Below are 17,567 nucleotides of genomic sequence, written 5' to 3'. Positions count from 1 at the left end.
TCCCCTGACATTCCGTGGCCATCCGGACGCGCAGGGGTGTCCCGCAGACCACGCCGTCTGTCCGTATCCGCTGTCCCGTGTTCTTGCCGATGTGTCGCGCGAGAGCCAAAAATGTGCTCTGGATTTGCCAAGTTTGGCGTCTCGCTATGCTGCATCGCAGCAAAAGTGAGGTGCTTATCTCTTTGTTACATTGAAACTCATAGCACTTCTCCGTTTTGTACAACGGATTTCCGTCACGCCCTGCTCCATACGCGCTTGTACTGAGCTAGGTTCGATGAATGGTCGGCAACACGTGGGTCGGCCGGGCTCGCAATGCACGCCAGGTTCAGGTCAGGGCCGGACCGGTGCGGCGCGGAACACCGCCAGCAGGCGGCTACTCAACCGAAAGGAAGTCCGAATGTTCGAAATGTCGCATCGTGGTTCGCGCCAGCGTCCGTGGCTGGTCGTGCTGGGCGCCTCCGCTCTCACCTCGCTGCTGCTGGCCACCCCGGCCTTCGCCGGTGACGTGAACCTCTCCGGCCTGTCTTCTGAGCCGACCGTGCAGCGCTTCATCGTCAAGACCCGCGACGCCGCGCCGATCAGCATCTCCAGCGCCTCCGCGGCCGCTGCCGCGCCCTCGGCGGCGCTGCGCGCCACGCTGCAGTCGGCCGCCGCCGCGCTGCCGGCCAAGAACGGCCGTGCGCTCGGCCTGACCAGCCTGCGCCGCCTGGCGCTGGGGCCGGAAGTGGTCAAGGCCAGCCGTCCGCTGGACCGTGCCGAGGCCGAGACGCTGATGCGGCAGATCGCCGCCGACCCGAACGTCGAGTACGTCGAGGTCGACCAGCGCATGACCATCGCGCTGACCCCGAACGACCCGCGCCTGGGCGACCAGTGGGCCTTCGGCACCAGCAACGCCGGCATCAACGTGCGCTCGGCCTGGGACAAGGCCACCGGCAACGGCGTGGTCGTGGCGGTGATCGACACCGGCATCACCAGTCACCCGGATCTCAACGCCAACATCCTGCCCGGCTACGACTTCATCAGCGACGCCGACGCCGCGCGCGACGGCAACGGCCGCGACAGCGACCCGTCCGACGAAGGCGACTGGTCCGCCGCCGGCGAGTGCTACTCCGGCTCGCCCGCCTCCGACTCCAGCTGGCACGGCACCCACGTGGCCGGCACCATCGCCGCGGTCACCAACAACGGCACCGGCGTGGCCGGCACCGCGTTCAACGCCAAGATCGTGCCGGTGCGCGTGCTCGGCAAGTGCGGCGGCTACACCTCCGACATCGCCGATGCGATCACCTGGGCCTCCGGTGGCACCGTCAGCGGCGTGCCGGCCAACCAGAACCCGGCCGAAGTGATCAACATGTCGCTGGGCGGCAGCGGCACCTGCTCGAGCACCTACCAGAACGCGATCAACGGCGCGGTCGGCCGCGGCACCACGGTGGTGGTGGCGGCGGGCAACAGCTCGACCAACGTGTCCAGCTCGGTGCCGGCCAACTGCAACAACGTGATCGCGGTGGCGGCCACCACCTCGTCGCGGGCCAAGGCCAGCTACTCGAACTACGGCTCGGGCATCGACATCTCCGCGCCGGGTTCGAGCATCCTGTCGACCCTCAACGACGGCACCACCACCCCGGGCAACGCCAGCTACGCCTCCTACAGCGGCACCTCGATGGCGACGCCGCACGTGGCCGGCGTGGTCGCGCTGATGCAGTCGGTGGCGCCGACCGCGCTGACCCCGGCGCAGGTGGAAAGCACCATCAAGAACACCGCGGCCAGCTTCTCCTGCTCGCAGGGTTGCGGCGCCGGCCTGCTCGACGCCAACGCAGCGGTCACCGCGGCGCAGAACGGCGGCAGCGGCGGTGGTGGCGGCGGTGGCGGCAGCAGCAACGAACTGCAGGACGGCGTGGCGGTCACCAACCTCAGCGCCAACACCGGTTCCTCGTTGAACTACACGGTCAAGGTGCCGTCCGGTGCCAGCAGCCTGTCGGTCGCCACCTCCGGCGGTAGCGGCGATGCCGACCTGTACGTGCGCTTCGGCAGCGCGCCGACCGATTCAGCCTACGACTGCCGTCCGTACCGCAACGGCAACAACGAGACCTGCACCTTCAACTCGCCGCAGGCCGGCACCTACTATGTGCGGGTGAAGGCGTACAGCACGTTCTCCGGCGTCAGCCTGAAGGCCGATTACTGAGGCACTCCGTCGCGGCGGCCGCGCCATGGCCGCCGCGCACCTCCCGGTGCCGGATCGCAGCGGGCGGCCAGGACGCCGCTGCTGCCACTCTCGGTCGCCCCGCGCTTCGGCGCGGGGCTTTTTTATGGGCGATGCGCGCGCACTGCCGCGTGGCGCGCCATGGCGCTACGTCCTGCCAGCCACCGCTGCGGTCGTCGTGTGGATCCGCTCGCCGGCACGACCGCGTAGATCCGGGTGCCCGCCAATGCCACGGCGCAGGCGCTGTCCGGCGCGGCGATGGGCAGGATCGCGATCTACGCCACCCGCTCCGATGTCGCCATTACTCGCACAGATCGCAGGCACGCGCCTGCAGCGCGTCGAGCACCTGCGCGGCCTCCATCTCCAGCAGCAGGCCGCGTTGCCCGGCGTTGAACCACACGCTGCCCGCGCCCAGCGCCGATTGCTCGATCAGCACCGGCGCCGGCCGCTGCTGGCCCAGCGGACTGATGCCGCCGACCTTGTAGCCGGTGCGGCGCTCGGCCTCGGCAGCCTCCATCATCCGCGCGGCCTTGCCGCCTGCGGCGGCGGCCAGCTTCTTCAGCTGCACGCGGCGGTCGGATGGCACCACCGCGCAGACCGCGCGCGTGTCGACCCAGGCCATCAGGCTCTTCAGTACCCGCTCCGGCGGCAGGCCCAGCGCCTGCGCGGCCTGCAGGCCCTTGGCGCCAGCCTCGGCGGCGTAGTCGTAGGGATGCAGCCGATACGCGATGCCGGCCGCGTCCAACGCCGTGGTTGCGCGTGTGGCCTTGGACATCGCGGTCGCTCAGGCGGCTTCGAAGCGGTTGGCCGCCACGTTCTTGCGCACCTTCTGCGGGTCCCAGATGCGCCCGTTCATGGCGATGTAGACGCCGGCCGGCAGCGACTGCACCGCACCCACCGCGCAGCCGATGTTGAACTCGGCGTCGGAGCCGCGGAAGCGGGCCGGGTTCAGCGCACCGGTCATCACGATGGTCTTGCCTTCGATCGCCTGCAGCACCTTGCCGGTCTGCACCATCGAGTCGGTGCCGTGGGTGATCAGCACATGGCGCGCGGACTGCGCGGCGATGGTGGCGCGGATCAGTTCGCGGTCTTCGTCGGTGATGTGCAGCGAATCCTTGCGGATGATCGGGATCACGGTGAAGCGGAAGGTCACGCCCAGTTCCTTGAGGATCTGGCCGATCTGCGGGTCGCCGATCTGATAGTCGGACTTGTCGTCGAAGTAGATCTTGTCGATCGTGCCGCCGGTGGTGACGATCAGGAGTTCTTCCATTGCCGTTCCTAGAAGCATGTCGGGACGCGGCCGTGGCCGCGCAGGCCGTCCATGATACCGGGCGCGGCGGGGCGCCCGCTCAGTCGCGCCCGGCCGCGCCGCGGCGGCGGGCGAAACGCGCGCGGATGCCCGGCGCGCTGGACAGGCCCACCACCAGCAGCGCCAGCAGCAGTTCGGCCCAGCCGTAGCCGCGCTGCGGCGGGTGGCTCCAGGCGGTCATCACCCCGTGGCTGAACCACAGCAGCGCGCCGACGCCGCTCCAGAATCGCGCCAGCGCCGAGCCGCGCAGCACGCCCACGGCGAGCAGCAGCGGCGGCAGCGCGAACACCAGCAGGGCGGCCAGACGGTGGCGATCGTCGTGGAACCAGGCCGCGAACAGCGCCGCCAGCGCCAGCAGCGCCACCCCCAGCGCCACCCGCAGGCGCACACCACTCATGGCGCCGCCAGTCGTTGCGCGATGTCGGCCAGGCGTCGGCCGAGCGCGCGCGCCAGCTGCGCTTCTTCCTCGCTGGGTTGCGGGTCGTCGTCGGCGCCGGCGACGTGGCTGGCGCCATAGGGCGTGCCGCCGCTGCGAGTGCTGCTGAGCAGCGGTTCGGTGTAGGGGATGCCGACGATCAGGCAACCGTGGTGCAGCAGCGGCAGATGCATCGACAGCAGGGTGGCTTCCTGGCCGCCGTGCAGGGAGGCGGTCGAGGTGAACACCGCCGCCGGCTTGCCGGCGAGGGTGCCGCTGGCCCAGTCGGCGCCGAGGCCGTCGATGAAGTGCTTGACCGGCGCGGCCATGTTGCCGAAACGGGTCGGGCTGCCCAGTGCCAGGCCCACGCATTCGCGCAGGTCGCTGGCATCCACGTACGGCGCGCCGCTGTCGGGCACCGGCGGTGCGCTGGTCTGGGTGACTGCCGCCACCGGCGGCACGGTGCGCAGGCGCGCGGTCATGCCCGGCACTTCGCCGACGCCGCGCGCGATCTGCCGTGCCAGGCGCGCCACCGAGCCGCCGCGGCTGTAGTACAGGACCAGAATCTCGGCCATGCGGCCCTCTCGTGGATCGGAACGGCCGCCAGTATCGACGATGCCGGCGTCCATGCGCATCGGGTACCCTTGCCCGATGCAGCCGCTGGACACCGTCAACCTCTGGGCCGACCGCCTGCGCGACCGCGCGCGCATGCGCAGCTTCGCCGGCTTCCTGTGGCGGCGCTTCATCGACGACCGCCTGTTCCAGGCCGCGGCCTCGCTGGCCTACACCACCATCTTTGCGCTGGTGCCGTTGGCGGTGGTGGTGTTCGGGGTGCTGTCGGCGTTCCCGGTGTTCGACAAGTGGAGCGACCAGCTCAGCGACTACATCTTCTCCAACTTCGTGCCGGCCGCGGCGCGCTCGGTGGAGTCCTACCTGCGGCAGTTCTCGGCCAGTGCCGGGCAACTGACCACCGCCGGCGTGATCGCGCTGGTGGTCTCGCTGCTGATCACCCTCAACAGCGTCGAGCAGACCTTCAACCAGATCTGGCGGGTGGTCTCGGCGCGGCCGCAACTGACCCGCTTCCTGGTGTACTGGACCGTGCTGACCCTTGGTGCGCTGCTGGCCGCGGCGTCGCTGGCGGTGTCGGCGCGGTTCTTCGCGCTGCCGCTGTTCAAGACCAGCGAGGGCCGGCTGCTGGCGCAGGTAGTACTGAGCGTGGCGCCGGTGCTGATCGAATTCGTGTGCATCACCCTGGTGTACCGGGTGGTGCCGCACCACACGGTCAAGCTGCGCCATGCGGTGCCGGGCGCGCTGCTGGCGGTGCTGCTGCTGGAACTGGTGAAGTGGGGCCTGAGTCTGTACCTGGGCAGCTTCCAGTCGTACCAGCGCATCTACGGCACGGTCGCGTTCGTGCCGATCTTCCTGCTGTGGATCTACCTGAGCTGGATCGCGATCCTGCTCGGCGCCTCGGTATCGTCCTCGATCGCCGCCTTCCGCTACCAGCCGGCCTCGATGCGCCTGCCGGCCGGCTACGAGATCTACGGCCTGCTGCGCCTGCTCGGGCGCTTCGCGCAGGCGCGCAAGCAGGGCAGCGGACTGCAGGAGGACCAGATCCTGCAGTTGGAGCCGATGCTGACCGACTCGCTGATGCAGCAACTGCTGTGCGAACTGGAACGCATCCGCCTGCTCCGCCGCACCGAACAAGGCGACTGGCTGCTGGCCCGCGACCTGAGCGACCTGCCGGTGGCCGAACTGTACGAGAATTGCCAGTTGCGCATCCCCGTCGTCGAAAGCTATCTGCCGTGCCGCGACGACGCCCTGGGCCAGGCGGCCTGCCGCGCGCTGGACGAACTGCGCCTGCCGCTGCGCGACGTGCTCAAGCGTCGTGTCGGCGACCTCTACACCGAGATCGGAGACCTTGCATGACCGCCATGCGCCTGCTGTTCCCGCTGTTCGCCGCCGCCGCGTTGCTGGCCGGCTGCGACCGCCAGCCCACGCCGAAGCCGGCCGACGGCGCCGCGACCACCGCGCCGTCCGCCGCGCCCAAGGCGCCGGCAGCACCGGAAGCGCCCGCCGCGCCGGCGGCTGGACCATCGGTGGTGCAGGAGACCCGCCCCGAGCCGACCCTGAAGATGAAGGCGGTGGACGGGCGTGAGTACGACCTGGCCGCGCATCGCGGGCAGTGGGTGGTGGTGAATTTCTGGGCCACCTGGTGCGCGCCGTGCCTGAAGGAGATGCCGGAGCTGTCGGCCCTGCACGTGATGCGCGACAACATCGAGGTGGTGGGCCTGGCCTACGAGGACATCGAGCCGGCGGAGATGCAGGCCTTCCTGAAGCAGCATCCGGTGGCCTACCCGATCGTCATCGTCGACACCTACGCGCCGCCGGCCGATTTCGCCACCCCGCGCGGCCTGCCGATGACCTACCTGATCGCGCCCGATGGCAAGGTCGCCAAGCAGTTCCTGGGGCCGGTCACCGCCCACGACATCGAAACCGCGATCGCCGCCGCCGGCGGTCCGGCGCCGGGGCAGGGCAAGGCGAAGGCGGCGGGCTGAGGCTGTCAGTGGCCTGGGTGGCGAGGCCGCCGCCCGGGATTGGGGATTCGGGATTGGGGATGTCTACTTCCGTGCGTGCGCATGGTGTCGCCGTCCGATCGCCGCTGGGCCGCGGAGCCGCCGTAGGAGCGGCTTCAGCCGCGACTCGGAAAGCCGACCCGTGCTGGCGCTGCGGGTGCGCCCGCACCGCCCTCCGATGCGTCGGAAGCGCAGCGCTTTCCTTGTAGGAGGGATTTCAGTCCCGACGCCTTGCCCGACGAGAGGCTTGGATGGTTCCGCCCGTCGCGGCTGAAGCCGCTCCTACAGGAGGCAGCAGGCGCCTGCTCCGTGGCCGGGATCCAGCGTAGGAGCGGCTTCAGCTGCGACCTGTTCCACCGAAGCGGCTAATCGCGCAGCCCAGCAACGTGCATTCGGACGACGATTGCACGCCGCACGCTCACCCAATCCCGGCTTCCTAGTCCCCACTCCCGACCCCATACGAGGGAATCGGCTGCAGCAGCCCGAACTTTTCCTTGTGCAGCTTGTGCTTCAGCGGCGGCAGGTCCAGGTCCGGTTCGTGCAGGCGGGTTTCCGGCAACTGGTCGAGCAGGTGCCGGACCAGGGTCAGGCGGCCGCGCTTCTGGTCGTTGAAATCGACCAGGGTCCACGGCGCGTAGTCGCGGTGGGTGGTTTCCAGCATCGCTTCGCGGGCGCGGGTGTAGTCGGCGTACTGGCTGCGCGACTTCAGGTCCACCGGCGACAGTTTCCAGCCCTTCAGCGGGTCGTGCAGGCGCTCGGCGAAGCGCTTTTCCTGCTGCGCCTGGTCCACGCACAGCCAGTACTTGAACAGGCGGATACCGTCGTCCACCAACAACCGCTCGAACAGCGGGGTCTGGCGCAGGAAGGCGTGGTACTCGGCATCGCTGCAGTAGCCCATGACCCGCTCCACGCCGGCGCGGTTGTACCAGCTGCGGTCCATCAGCACGATCTCGCCGGCGGCCGGCAGGTGCGCGATGTGGCGCTGGAAATACCACTGCGTGGCTTCGCGGTCGGTCGGCTTGGGCAGGGCCACCACGCGGCATTGGCGTGGGTTGAGGTGTTCGGCGATGGCCTGGATCGCGCCGCCCTTGCCGGCGGTGTCGCGGCCTTCGAACAGGACCAGCACGCGCTCGCCGCTGTGCTGCACCGCCTGCGCCATCGCCATCAGCTCCAGCTGCAGCGGTTGCATCAGGGCCTTGTACTGCTTGCGCTTGAGGTGACTCATTTGCTGCTCCGCTTGCGGGTGCCGGTGCCGGCCATGCTGCGCGCCACTTCCAGCAGCGCGCCCTGCTGGCGGGCATCGAGGGCGCGGTAGGCCTGCAGCAGGTCGTGTTCGCCGCGGGTGCGCGCCGGGTCCAGTTGGCTGGCCAGTTCGCCGAGCAGCGCGCCGGCGGGGACGCCGAAGGTGCGCGCCAAGGCGGTGAGCTGGGCGCGTCCGGGCAGTTTTTCGCCGGCCATCCAGGCTTTGACCGTGGCCGCGCCGGCGCGCGGAATGGCCGCGGCGATGTCCGCGGCGCTCATGCCGCTGGCCTTGGCCAGCAGACGCAACGTGGTATCCAGGGGCATGCGCGAGTCCAGGTTATTCCTTCAGTCGCGGGCGCAGCGTCGCCAGATTGCAGGGGCGGGTGCGGGCATCCAGTTGCGCGGCGATGATCCGCTCCCAGGCGGTGCGGCAGGCCGAGGTGGAGCCGGGCAGGCAGAACAGGAAGGTGGCGTTGGCCAGGCCGGCGAAGGCGCGCGACTGCAGGGAGGAGGTGCCGATCTCCTCGACGCTGATCGCGCGGAACAGTTCGCCGAACCCGGGCATCTCCTTGTCCAGCAGCGGCAGCAGCGCCTCGGGCGTGGAGTCGCGGCCGGTGAAGCCGGTGCCGCCCGTGACCAGGATGCCGTCCACGGCGGGATCGGCGATCCAGGCCGAGACCGTGGCGCGCATCCGGTAGCGGTCGTCCGGCAGCAGCGCCCGCGCATGCAGGCGGTGGCCGGCGCCGCCGAGCGCGGCGACCAGGTAGTCGCCGGAGCTGTCCTGCTCGAGGGTGCGCGTGTCCGAGACGGTCAGCACGCACAGGTTCAAGGCGATGAAGTCGGCGTTGGCGCTCATGCCGGCAGCCTAGCCGCTCGCCCGGCCGGCGTATAGCCTGCCGGCGCCACCGCTTCAGCCGCGGCTGCGTTGGGCAAGGGAGGCCGTCGCGGACCGAGCCGGCACGTCGCGCAATGCTGGCTGCCGAGCGGAAATGCCTGAGCGGGGCGTCAAGGCCGGAAGTGTGATCAGCGGCCGCAGGCGGCGTGCCTGCAGGCTGCGGCGGGAAGCCTGCAGGCACGGCGCTCTGTCGATTCAGGCGTGGGCATGGGCGGTGGTCCTTTCTTCACATGGCAGCGCCAACATGCGTGGCCGGAAGCGACATACGTTGGCGGCACGATCGGCAGCCAGCGGCAGGCGCTCGGGCTCGCGCTGCAGTGCGCGTCGCTGCGCGTCGGCGCTGTGCCACTCGGTGCGTTCGAGCAGGGTGCGGCCATCGTCGGACAGGTAGAGGTGCGAGGCGATCAGGCCCCGCAGCGCATGCGCGCCGTTCTGCAGGGCGGCGAAGGCGGCATCGGCACGGCGCTGCGCCGATGCCGCATCGCGCGTCGGGACGCGCGTGACCACCACGCAGGACGCTTCCCGATGTGGATCGGACACGCCGCTGCGGATGCGCCGGTAGCGGCGCAGCGTCCGCCGTAGCGCCGGCAGGCGCGCGCGTAGCAGCCCATGCAGTTCCGGCGCGGCGTCGCAGCAGCAGCGTGCGTACAGCAGGTCGGGGGTGTCGCCCAGGGATTCCATCCAGGTCAGGGCCTGCAGTCGGTGGTCGCACAGGCCGCGCACGCAGTCGAGCAGCGCGGTGCGGTCGGGGATGGGCGCCTCGGCGAGCAGCATGCTGCGCGCTGGCGTGGGATGAAGGGGCAGCGGGTGAGGGAACGATGGCGACATCGCGGGATCTGCACAGGGAGCGTGCGCGGAGTATCGGACCTCAAGTTCGCTTGAGGTCAAGCATCGGGGGCGATCCGCGAGACGCAGGTAAGGGGATGCACGCGCAGCGCCTCGCACCCGCTGCCGGTGACGCATCGGTGGGATCTGCAGCGATGGCGCGTCCTCCTCGCCGGGTGTGTCGTGTGCGCGGTCGAAGGATGCGATGCCAGGGGGAGGCATCGGCCACCCCGATGGCAACAGGAGTGCGTTCCAGTACCTTGCGCTGCTCGATGCATCCCGCGGCGCGCAGCGCAGGCGCAAGCGATCAGGCCGAGGCTGCGCCTTGCCAGCCGTGGCGGGCCGCGGTGTCGCGCAGCAGCGCGGCGAAGTCGTCGGCGAAGCTTTGCATGTCGAACAGGCCGCTGTCCGCGCGCCGCGCTTGCAGCTTTTCGCGCAACGCGTGCAGCGCCGTGGGATCGCGCCCCAGGCGCACCGCGGTGGCGACGAACGCCGCGTCGTCGGCGGCATTCATCTCGTCCAGGCCGAGATGATGGTTGAGGCTGCCGGCCACGCGGGCGGCGAAGGTGCTGCCGGGGCAGGTCAACACCGGGCAGCCGGCCCACAAGGCATCGGACGCGGTGGTGTGCGCGTTGTACGGATGCGTATCCAGGAACAGGTCGGCGTGCCGGTAGCGCGCCAGATAGTCCGGATGCGCCAGCTTGGGCATGAAGCGCAGGCGCGTCGGTTCCACGCCCGCCGCTGCGGCGACCGCCCGCAGCCGGTCATCGGCCTGGCCCGGGCCGGACAGCAGCCACAGCACGCTGTCCGGTACCTGGCGCAGCACCTCCAGCATCCGCGCCATGCTGCGTGGGCCGAGTTTGTAGCTGTTGTTGAAGCAGCAGAACACGGTGCCGTGTTCGGGCAGCCCGCAATCGCGGCGCGCGGGCGGAATACCGATGGGGCGGGTATCGTCGGACGGCTGGAAGGCGCGCGGCAGCCGCAGCACCCGCTCGCTGTAGTGCGCGGCCAGCGCGGGCGGCAACGCGTAGGCATCGCCGACCACGTAGTCGATCCATGGCGCGCCGGAGGTGCCGGGGTAGGCCAGCCAGTTCAGCTGCACCGGTGCCGGGCGCAGCGCCAGCACCTCCGGCGTGCCGCCGCCGCCCCAGCCGCGCAGATCGAACAGCAGGTCGATGCCGGCGTCGCGGATGCGCTGGGCGATCTGCCGGTGCGGCTGCCCGGCGACCTCGTGCCACGCGTGTGCGGCCGCCTGCAGGCGCGCGCGGAGCGCGCTGCGGTCGTCGCCGTTGAGCGCGAACAGGTGCACCTGCAGGTCGGCGTGCGCGCGCAGGCGCTCGAACAGGGCAACGGTCAGCAGGCCGGTGGGATGCGCGCCGAAGCCGTTGGACAGGAAGCCGATGCGCAACGCGCCATCGCGGCGCACCTGCGTGGCGGGCAGCGGTGCGAGGGTGCGCGCCAGCGCCTGGGCGCGGTTGCGCGCGCAGCGCAGTTGCTCGTCCGCGCCCGCGTCCTCGTTGAGGAAGGCGAACGGTTCGATCGTCGGCTGCCCTTGCCGCACCGCGCTGCGCACCTGCTGCGACAGCGCGTCCAGTTCGCGCCAGTCGCACAGCTTGCGCCGCCAGTTCAACAGGTAGGCGGCGATCGACGGTTCCTGCGGCAGCAGGGCATGGGCATGCGCGTAGGCCTGCGCCGCGGCCTCGGCCTCGCCGCTGTCTTCCAGCGCGTGGCCCAGCCACACCGCGATGCCCGGGTGCTGCGGCGCCTGCTGCAGCGCCTGGCGCAGGGCCTGCGTCGCCTCGGCATGGCGACCCTGGGTCCAGCGCACCCGCCCCAGCCGCGCCAGCGCCTCCGGATGCCCGGGGCGCAACTGCAATGCGCGCGCGGCGGCCTGTTCGCCGGCCGCCACCGCGCCGGCGCCGAGTTCGGCGTCGGCGAGCATCACCCAGGCCAGGAAATCCTGCGGATCGCGCCGCACCGCGGCCTGCAGTTGCAGGCGTTCGTCGCTGCCGCCGTTCATGCGGCCGTCGCGGTCGCGGCCGATTGCGGGCGGCGCGCATTCACGGCGCCAGCGCCTTGACGTAGTGCTGCGCGCTCAGGTCCTGCTGCCAGCCGCAGGCGCGGTACAGCGCCTGCGCGGACAGATTGTCCTGCGCCGTCTCCAGCACGATGCGCACCGCGCCGTCGTTTGCGGCGTGGCGCTCGGCGGCATGCAGCAGCGCCTGCGCCACGCCGTGGCGGCGGTGCGCCGGCGCCACGTACAGATCGTTGAGGATCCACACCCGCGCCGCCCGCACCGAGGAGAAGGACGGATACAACTGCACGAAGCCGGCGGCCTGCGCATCGCGCTCGGCCAGCAGCACGACCGACTCGGCGTTGCCCAGGCGCGCGGCGAGGAAGGCGTGCGCGGTCGCCGCATCCGGCGCCTGCCCATAGAACTGCCGGTAGGCATCGAACAGCGTTGCCAGCGCCGGCAGGTCGTGCGCATCGGCCTGGCGCACGCGCACGCTCATGGGCTGTCGCTCAGGCGCGCCAGTTCGTCGACCTGGTGCTCGTGGCTCAGGCGCCCGATCAGCGCATCCAGGTCGCCCTCGATCACGTTCGGCAGGTCGTACAGGGTCAGGCCCTCGACGCGGTGGTCGGTGATGCGGCCCTGCGGAAAGTTGTAGGTGCGGATGCGCTGGCTGCGGTCGCCGCTGCCGACCTGCAGCTTGCGGTCCTGCGCCTCGGCCGCGGCCTGCTTGCTGCGCTCGGCCTCCAGCAACTGCGCCTTCAGCCGCTTCAGCGCCTTGTCGCGGTTGGCGTGCTGACTGCGCTCGGTCTGGCACTCCACCACCACGCCGCTGGGCACGTGGGTGATGCGGATCGCCGACTCGGTCTTGTTGACGTGCTGGCCGCCGGCGCCGGAGGAGCGGAAGGTGTCGATCTTCAGGTCGGCCGGGTTGATCGCGATCTCCTCCACGTCGTCGGCCTCGGGAATGATCGCCACCGTCGCCGCGGAGGTGTGGATGCGGCCCTGCGATTCGGTCGCCGGCACGCGCTGCACGCGGTGCGTGCCGGATTCGAATTTCAGCTTGGAATAGGCGCCGCGGCCGACGATGCGCGCCACGACCTCCTTGTAGCCGCCGTGCTCGCCGGGGCTGTCCGATTCCACTTCCACCTTCCAGCCCTGGCGTTCGGCGTAGCGCGCGTACATGCGGAACAGGTCGCCGGCGAAGATCGCCGCCTCGTCGCCGCCGGTGCCGGCGCGCACTTCCAGGAACAGGTTGCCGTCGTCGCGCGGATCGCGCGGCACCAGCAGCAGCGCCAGTTCCGCGTCCAGCTCGCCCAGGCGCGCCTGCGCGGCGGCGATTTCCTCCTCGGCCAGCTCGCGCAGTTCCGGATCGGCGCGCATCGCCTCGGCCGAGGCCAGGTCGGCCTTGGCCGCCGCCTCGGCGGCCAGCGCGGCGGCGACCGGCTCCAGTTGCGCGAACTCGCGCGAGTAATCGCGGAAGCGCGTGTTGTCGCTCACCACCTCGGGGTCGGACAGCAGGCGTTCGAGTTCTTCGCGACGCTCGGCCAGCGCCTCCAGCTTACGGCGCAGGGTCGGTGTCATCGGTCTTCAGGATCGGATGGAAATAGCCCGGCTTCTCCGGGAACAGGCGCTCGGCGGCGCGCGCCAGCTCGGCGTCGCCGCGCAGCGCCGCCTCGCGCAGCGCCGCGGTGGGCGGATGCAGCAGGCGGTTGGTCAGGGTGTTGGCGAGGAACTCCAGTACCTCGTCGGCGGGCTTGCCGTGCGCCAGTTGTTGCCGCGCCTTGGCCAGCACGTCGTCGCGGGTGCTGTCGCCGTGCGCGCGCAGGCGCTTGAGCGGGGCCTGGCGGGTGCTGGCCTGCAGCGCTTCCATGTAGCGCACGACCTGCAGGTCGATGATCGCCTCGGCCGCCTCGGCGGCCTCGCGGCGGCCGCGGCGGTTGTCTTCGACCGCGCGCTCCAGGTCGTCGACGGTGTACAGGTAGGCGTCGGCCAAGTCGGCCACGCCGGCCTCGATGTCGCGCGGCACCGCCAGGTCGAACAGCAGCATCGGCTTGTGCTTGCGCGCGCGCAGCGCCTGCTCGACCTGCGCCCGCGTCACCACCGGCTCGCGCGCGGCGGTGGCCGAGAACACCACGTCGGCCTCGTGCAGGTGACGCTCCAGCTCGCTCAGCGGCAGCGCCACGCCGCCGTGGCGGCTGGCCAGTTCCTGTGCGTGGGCGAGGGTGCGGTTGGCGATCAACAGGCGCCGCACGCGGCCCTCGCTGAGATGCTTGGCGGCCAGCTCGATGGTCTCGCCGGCGCCGACCAGCAGTACGGTGGATTCGCTGAGCCGGGCAAAGGAACTCTGCGCCAGGCGCACCGCGGTGGAGGCGACCGAGACCGGATTGGCGCCGACCCGGGTGTCGGTGCGCGCGCGCTTGGCCACCGAGAAGGTCTGCTGGAACAGCCGGTCCAGGCGGCTGCCCATCGCCCCGTGCTCGCGCGCCAGCGACCAGGCGTCCTTCACCTGGCCGAGGATCTGCGGTTCGCCCAGCACCATCGAGTCCAGCCCGGTGGCGACGCGGAACAGATGCCGCACGGCGTCCGCGTCCTGGTGCTGGTACAGGTAGCCGTGCAGGCCGGCGGCGTGCGAATCCAGCCAATCGGCCAGGTGTTGCGCATCGCCGGCGATCGCGTACAGCTCGGTGCGGTTGCAGGTGGACAGCAGCGCCGCCTCGGCGACGTCGGGCAGCGCGCGCAGCGATTGCAGCGCGCGCGGCAAGGCGTCGCCGGCGAATGCCACCCGTTCGCGCAGGTCGACCGGCGCGGTCTGGTGGTTCAATCCGAGCACCCACAACGTCATCTGTTCAGTTGCTTGCGATAAGCTGCTGGCCATTCAGGGCCCCATTTTACGGCCCGGCCGCTTCCGATGCCCGCACTGATTCGCATCCGTACCTTTCTGCTGCTGTCCGCAATCGCCGCCGTGGCCGCACCGGCCGCGGCCAAGGCGCCGAGCCCCGCCCAGGACGTGATGACGCCGGTGCTGGCCGGCGAGTTCGCCCTGCAGGCCGGGCAACTGGCCGATGCCTCGCGCTGGTACCTGCAGGCCGCCAACGACAGCCCTGGCGACGCCGGCCTGGCCGAGCGCGCCACCCGCATCGCAATGCTGGCCAACGACAGCGCCGCTGCCACCCAGGCCCTGGCGCTGTGGCGCCAGCGCGCGCCGGAGTCGCTGGCCATGCGCAGCGCCGAGGCTTCGCTGGCCCTGCGCAGCGGCAACCTGCGCAAGGCGCGCAGCCTGCTGGTGGCCTTGCTGCGCGACAAGGATCCGCGCGGCTGGCGTTTTGCCCTGATCGCCCTGGTCAGCGGCAACCGCGATCCGGAGGTGGCGGCCAAGGCCCTGGACCAGTTGCTCGACGCCAATGCCATCCCCGACCAGCTCGAAGCCTGGCAGGAGTTCGGGCGCCTGGCGCTGCGCCTGGACCAGCCCAAGCTGGCCGAGCGCATCGTCGATCAACTGGTCAAGCGCTTCCCGCAGGAGCCGCGCGTGGCGCTGCTGCATGCCACGCAGCTGCAGCAGGCAGGCAAGACCGAGCAGGCGCGCGCGCTGCTGCAGGGGGTGGAACCCAAGGTGTCGGGCGACCCGGAGCTGCGCACGGCGCTGGCGTATGCCTACGACGCGATCGGCGACACCGCCGCCGCGGCGCGGGTGCTGGCGCTGGGGCCGCAGACCACCCAGAACTACGGCCTGCGCGCGTCGATGCTGGCCAAGCTGCAGGACAACGCCGCCCTGACTGCGCTGTACGACGAACTGCGCAAGGGCGCCGACCGGCCCGATCCGGAGCGGCGCCTGCTGCTCGGCAAGATCGCCGAGTTCCTCAAGCGCAACCAGGAGGCGGTGGACTGGTACCGCGGCGTGCCGGGCGGTCCGCTGCGCAGCGAGGCGCGGCTGCGCGCCGCCGGTGCGCTGTACGCGCTCGGCCAGAAGGACGCGGCCTTCGCCGAGGCGCGCGCGCTGCAGGACGATGCCGAGGCCGACGATGCCGCGCGCCGCGACGCTTATGTGCTGGAGGCGGAACTGCGCCAGCGCAGCGGCGACGACGCCGGCGAGCTGCAGGTGTTCGAGCGCGGCCTGGCCGCGTATCCGGACGACAACGCGCTGCTGTACGCGCGCGGGCTGTCGTGGGAGCGTCGCGACCGCATCGACCGCGCCGAGGCCGATCTGCGCAAGATCCTGGTCACCGAGCCGGAGAACGTGGCGGCGCTGAACGCGCTCGGCTACACCCTGGCCGACCGCACCAAGCGCTATCGCGAGGCGCTGCAGCTGATCGACCGCGCACGCACCGCCGATCCCGACAATGCCGCAATCATCGACAGCTACGGCTGGGTGCTGTATCGGCTGGGCAAGACCCAGGAGGCGCTGGTGCAACTGCGCCGCGCCTGGAGCCTGGTGAAGGATCCGGAGATCGCCGCGCACATCGGCCAGGTGCTGTGGGAGCAGGGCAAGCGCGAGGAGGCCAACAAGTACTTCGACGAAGCGCGCAAGCTCGATCCGGACAACCGCGCGCTGCGCCGCGCTCTGGAACAGGTGGCGCCGTGAGGCGCGGTCCGCGCACCGCCTGGGCGCTGGCCGCCGGGCTGCTGCTGGCCGGCTGCAGCGCGCTGCCGTCCCGCACTCCGGCGCCGGTCGCCGTCGCCACGCCCGATGCCGCCGCGCAGCAGGCCGAAGCGGCGCGCGCGCAGTGGCTGCAGGCGCATCCGGACTGGGCATTCCAGGGCCGGGTGGCGATCACCAAGGGGCGCAACGGCGGCAGCGGCCGCATCGACTGGACGCAGCGGCAACGGCAGTACGAAGTGCAGCTCAGCGCGCCGGTGACCCGGCAGAGCTGGCGCCTGATCGGCGACAGCCACTCCGAGGCCGGGCGCCTGGAGGGGCTGGAAGGGGGGGCGCGCGACGGCGAGAACGCCGAACAACTGCTATTGGAGGCGACCGGCTGGGAGATCCCGGTCAGCCTGCTGCCGGATTGGGTGCGCGGGCTGGTGGCGACCGACGCGCAGGCGCCGGAGCGGGTCGACTACGACGCGCAGGGGCGGCCGCACACGCTGCGGCAGATGGGCTGGGAGATCGAATTCCAGGACTGGTACCCGCCCAGCGATGGCCGGCCGGCGCTGCCGCGGCGCATCGAGGCGCGCAACGGCGACGCCAAGGTGCGCCTGCTGGTCGACGCCTGGAGCGTGCCTGCGCCATGAGCGGAGCCAAGGACGGGGGCTGGTCGTCCTGGCCGGCCCCGGCGAAGCTGAACCTGTTTCTGCAGATCACCGGCCGCCGGCCGGACGGCTACCACCAGTTGCAGACCGTGTTCCGCCTGCTGGACTGGGGCGACACGGTGCACCTGCGGCCGCGCGCGGACGGCGTGGTGACCCGGATCGGGCCCTCCGTGGCCGGCGTCGCCGAGGCCGACGACCTGCTGGTGCGTGCCGCGCGATTGCTGCAAAAAGCGGCGAATGTCGCACACGGTGTGGATATCCGCGTCGAAAAGCGCATTCCTGCGGGCGGTGGCTTCGGTGGCGGCTCGTCCGATGCGGCCACCGCGCTGGTGGCGCTGAATGCGTTGTGGGGCGCCGGGCTGGACGAGGATGCCCTGGCCGGCCTCGGCCTGTCGCTGGGCGCGGACGTGCCGGTGTTCGTGCGCGGGCGCGATGCCTGGGCCGAAGGTGTGGGCGAGCGACTGACCCCGCTCGGGTTGCCGCCGGCCTGGTATGTGCTGGCCGATCCGGGCGTGCACGTGCCCACCGCGGCGCTGTTCCAGTCCCCGGATTTGACGCGGGATGCTGCGCCCGCGAAAATAGCGGACTTCGTTTCAGGTTTCCTGCTCGGCAATGCGTTCGAGCCGGTCCTGCTTCGCCGCGAACCGGCCGTCCAGGCCACGTTCCAGGCGCTCGCGCGGATCGGCACGCCACGCCTGACCGGGTCGGGGAGCGGGTGTTTCGTCGAGTTCGCCGATCGCGCTGCCGCCGTGCGCGCGCTGGCGGACTTGCCGGACGGGGTGCGCGCCTGGGTGGCAGGCGGCGTCCCGCGTTCGCCGCTGCTCGACGCGCTGGAAGCTTGAACAGGTTT

At 71.2% G+C, this 17,567-nt stretch carries 18 protein-coding genes; 6 read left to right on the top strand and 12 right to left on the bottom strand.

The genetic code is table 11. From position 1 onward, the window contains the following. The first annotated feature begins 397 nt into the window (after positions 1 to 397). On the top strand, positions 398 to 2,179 hold the full coding sequence (locus NUG21_RS16360) for a serine protease ExpR (protein ID WP_263391404.1): 1,782 nt from the start codon (positions 398 to 400) through the stop codon (positions 2,177 to 2,179). 319 nt (positions 2,180 to 2,498) lie between these two features. Here NUG21_RS16360 and ybaK read toward each other — a convergent pair whose 3' ends face one another. The 4 genes from ybaK to wrbA all read right to left on the bottom strand — a co-directional run bounded on the left by ybaK (position 2,499) and on the right by wrbA (position 4,496). Next, positions 2,499 to 2,972 carry a Cys-tRNA(Pro) deacylase gene (ybaK, locus tag NUG21_RS16355; protein ID WP_242081688.1) on the bottom strand — a complete coding sequence of 158 codons (474 nt, stop codon included), beginning with the start codon at positions 2,970 to 2,972 and terminating at the stop codon, positions 2,499 to 2,501. Between the two features lie 9 nt (positions 2,973 to 2,981). Then, the gene (locus NUG21_RS16350; RefSeq protein ID WP_017909075.1) at positions 2,982 to 3,467 is read right to left on the bottom strand and encodes an asparaginase domain-containing protein; all 486 of its coding nucleotides are present in this window, start codon (positions 3,465 to 3,467) and stop codon (positions 2,982 to 2,984) included. Between the two features lie 79 nt (positions 3,468 to 3,546). Next, on the bottom strand, positions 3,547 to 3,903 hold the full coding sequence (locus NUG21_RS16345; protein ID WP_263391403.1) for a DUF2069 domain-containing protein: 357 nt from the start codon (positions 3,901 to 3,903) through the stop codon (positions 3,547 to 3,549). After that, positions 3,900 to 4,496, bottom strand: a complete 597-nt coding sequence (wrbA, locus tag NUG21_RS16340) for an NAD(P)H:quinone oxidoreductase (protein ID WP_152246294.1) — start codon at positions 4,494 to 4,496, stop codon at positions 3,900 to 3,902. Before wrbA ends, NUG21_RS16345 begins: the two co-directional genes overlap by 4 nt. A gap of 76 nt (positions 4,497 to 4,572) precedes the next feature. Here wrbA and NUG21_RS16335 point away from each other — a divergent pair, with 76 nt between their 5' ends. Together NUG21_RS16335 and NUG21_RS16330 are read left to right on the top strand one after the other, a co-directional pair. Continuing rightward, entirely contained in the window at positions 4,573 to 5,847 is a 1,275-nt protein-coding gene (locus NUG21_RS16335) for a YihY family inner membrane protein (RefSeq protein WP_184502570.1), read from the top strand. A gap of 5 nt (positions 5,848 to 5,852) precedes the next feature. Beyond that, entirely contained in the window at positions 5,853 to 6,476 is a 624-nt protein-coding gene (locus NUG21_RS16330; protein ID WP_242160372.1) for a TlpA family protein disulfide reductase, read from the top strand. 454 nt (positions 6,477 to 6,930) lie between these two features. Here the strand turns inward: NUG21_RS16330 and ppk2 are convergent, their stop codons facing one another. The 8 genes from ppk2 to hemA all read right to left on the bottom strand — a co-directional run bounded on the left by ppk2 (position 6,931) and on the right by hemA (position 14,312). Beyond that, the gene (gene ppk2 / locus NUG21_RS16325; protein ID WP_263391402.1) at positions 6,931 to 7,719 is read right to left on the bottom strand and encodes a polyphosphate kinase 2; all 789 of its coding nucleotides are present in this window, start codon (positions 7,717 to 7,719) and stop codon (positions 6,931 to 6,933) included. Next, on the bottom strand, positions 7,716 to 8,060 hold the full coding sequence (locus NUG21_RS16320; protein WP_010341252.1) for a helix-turn-helix domain-containing protein: 345 nt from the start codon (positions 8,058 to 8,060) through the stop codon (positions 7,716 to 7,718). The genes ppk2 and NUG21_RS16320 overlap by 4 nt, the downstream gene beginning before the upstream one ends. Before the next feature lie 13 nt (positions 8,061 to 8,073). Further along, positions 8,074 to 8,592, bottom strand: a complete 519-nt coding sequence (moaB, locus tag NUG21_RS16315) for a molybdenum cofactor biosynthesis protein B (RefSeq protein WP_242160313.1) — start codon at positions 8,590 to 8,592, stop codon at positions 8,074 to 8,076. 234 nt (positions 8,593 to 8,826) lie between these two features. Beyond that, positions 8,827 to 9,405 (bottom strand): hypothetical protein, encoded by a 579-nt coding sequence (locus NUG21_RS16310; protein ID WP_242160314.1) that lies wholly within the window; start codon positions 9,403 to 9,405, stop codon positions 8,827 to 8,829. Between the two features lie 358 nt (positions 9,406 to 9,763). Continuing rightward, on the bottom strand, positions 9,764 to 11,476 hold the full coding sequence (locus NUG21_RS16305) for an O-linked N-acetylglucosamine transferase, SPINDLY family protein (protein WP_263391401.1): 1,713 nt from the start codon (positions 11,474 to 11,476) through the stop codon (positions 9,764 to 9,766). A gap of 40 nt (positions 11,477 to 11,516) precedes the next feature. Next, positions 11,517 to 11,969, bottom strand: coding sequence for a GNAT family N-acetyltransferase (locus tag NUG21_RS16300; protein WP_263391400.1), 453 nt, complete (start codon positions 11,967 to 11,969; stop codon positions 11,517 to 11,519). Next, complete coding sequence (prfA, locus tag NUG21_RS16295; RefSeq protein ID WP_184502340.1) at positions 11,966 to 13,051, bottom strand: peptide chain release factor 1; 1,086 nt, start codon at positions 13,049 to 13,051, stop codon at positions 11,966 to 11,968. The genes NUG21_RS16300 and prfA overlap by 4 nt, the downstream gene beginning before the upstream one ends. After that, positions 13,029 to 14,312, bottom strand: a complete 1,284-nt coding sequence (hemA, locus tag NUG21_RS16290) for a glutamyl-tRNA reductase (protein WP_160959199.1) — start codon at positions 14,310 to 14,312, stop codon at positions 13,029 to 13,031. Before hemA ends, prfA begins: the two co-directional genes overlap by 23 nt. Before the next feature lie 66 nt (positions 14,313 to 14,378). Here hemA and NUG21_RS16285 point away from each other — a divergent pair, with 66 nt between their 5' ends. From NUG21_RS16285 to ispE, 3 genes are all read left to right on the top strand, one after another. Beyond that, the gene (locus NUG21_RS16285; protein WP_263391399.1) at positions 14,379 to 16,049 is read left to right on the top strand and encodes a tetratricopeptide repeat protein; all 1,671 of its coding nucleotides are present in this window, start codon (positions 14,379 to 14,381) and stop codon (positions 16,047 to 16,049) included. A 62-nt stretch (positions 16,050 to 16,111) separates the two neighbouring features. Beyond that, positions 16,112 to 16,699, top strand: coding sequence for a lipoprotein insertase outer membrane protein LolB (lolB, locus tag NUG21_RS16280; RefSeq protein WP_263393101.1), 588 nt, complete (start codon positions 16,112 to 16,114; stop codon positions 16,697 to 16,699). Continuing rightward, complete coding sequence (ispE, locus tag NUG21_RS16275; protein ID WP_263391398.1) at positions 16,696 to 17,559, top strand: 4-(cytidine 5'-diphospho)-2-C-methyl-D-erythritol kinase; 864 nt, start codon at positions 16,696 to 16,698, stop codon at positions 17,557 to 17,559. The genes lolB and ispE overlap by 4 nt, the downstream gene beginning before the upstream one ends. Positions 17,560 to 17,567: the final 8 nt, after the last annotated feature.

The organism is Xanthomonas sp. CFBP 8445 (assembly GCF_025666235.1).
Lineage (GTDB): Bacteria > Pseudomonadota > Gammaproteobacteria > Xanthomonadales > Xanthomonadaceae > Xanthomonas_A > Xanthomonas_A indica.
The sequence above is the reverse complement of the archived record's forward strand: the minus strand, read 5'-3'. Positions and strand labels throughout refer to the sequence as shown.

Bases quoted from the DNA above. Each gene is read 5' to 3' on its own strand.
- NUG21_RS16360 (WP_263391404.1), top strand. From the start codon at position 398: ATGTTCGAAATGTCGCATCGTGGTTCGCGCCAGCGTCCGTGGCTGGTC.
- NUG21_RS16310 (WP_242160314.1), bottom strand. From the start codon at position 9,405: ATGCTGCTCGCCGAGGCGCCCATCCCCGACCGCACCGCGCTGCTCGAC.
- NUG21_RS16300 (WP_263391400.1), bottom strand. From the start codon at position 11,969: ATGAGCGTGCGCGTGCGCCAGGCCGATGCGCACGACCTGCCGGCGCTG.
- wrbA (WP_152246294.1), bottom strand. From the start codon at position 4,496: ATGGCCGAGATTCTGGTCCTGTACTACAGCCGCGGCGGCTCGGTGGCG.
- NUG21_RS16345 (WP_263391403.1), bottom strand. From the start codon at position 3,903: ATGAGTGGTGTGCGCCTGCGGGTGGCGCTGGGGGTGGCGCTGCTGGCG.
- ppk2 (WP_263391402.1), bottom strand. From the start codon at position 7,719: ATGAGTCACCTCAAGCGCAAGCAGTACAAGGCCCTGATGCAACCGCTG.
- NUG21_RS16330 (WP_242160372.1), top strand. From the start codon at position 5,853: ATGCGCCTGCTGTTCCCGCTGTTCGCCGCCGCCGCGTTGCTGGCCGGC.
- NUG21_RS16320 (WP_010341252.1), bottom strand. From the start codon at position 8,060: ATGCCCCTGGATACCACGTTGCGTCTGCTGGCCAAGGCCAGCGGCATG.
- ybaK (WP_242081688.1), bottom strand. From the start codon at position 2,972: ATGTCCAAGGCCACACGCGCAACCACGGCGTTGGACGCGGCCGGCATC.
- NUG21_RS16285 (WP_263391399.1), top strand. From the start codon at position 14,379: ATGCCCGCACTGATTCGCATCCGTACCTTTCTGCTGCTGTCCGCAATC.
- hemA (WP_160959199.1), bottom strand. From the start codon at position 14,312: ATGACGTTGTGGGTGCTCGGATTGAACCACCAGACCGCGCCGGTCGAC.
- NUG21_RS16335 (WP_184502570.1), top strand. From the start codon at position 4,573: ATGCAGCCGCTGGACACCGTCAACCTCTGGGCCGACCGCCTGCGCGAC.
- NUG21_RS16305 (WP_263391401.1), bottom strand. From the start codon at position 11,476: ATGAACGGCGGCAGCGACGAACGCCTGCAACTGCAGGCCGCGGTGCGG.
- prfA (WP_184502340.1), bottom strand. From the start codon at position 13,051: ATGACACCGACCCTGCGCCGTAAGCTGGAGGCGCTGGCCGAGCGTCGC.
- NUG21_RS16350 (WP_017909075.1), bottom strand. From the start codon at position 3,467: ATGGAAGAACTCCTGATCGTCACCACCGGCGGCACGATCGACAAGATC.
- ispE (WP_263391398.1), top strand. From the start codon at position 16,696: ATGAGCGGAGCCAAGGACGGGGGCTGGTCGTCCTGGCCGGCCCCGGCG.
- moaB (WP_242160313.1), bottom strand. From the start codon at position 8,592: ATGAGCGCCAACGCCGACTTCATCGCCTTGAACCTGTGCGTGCTGACC.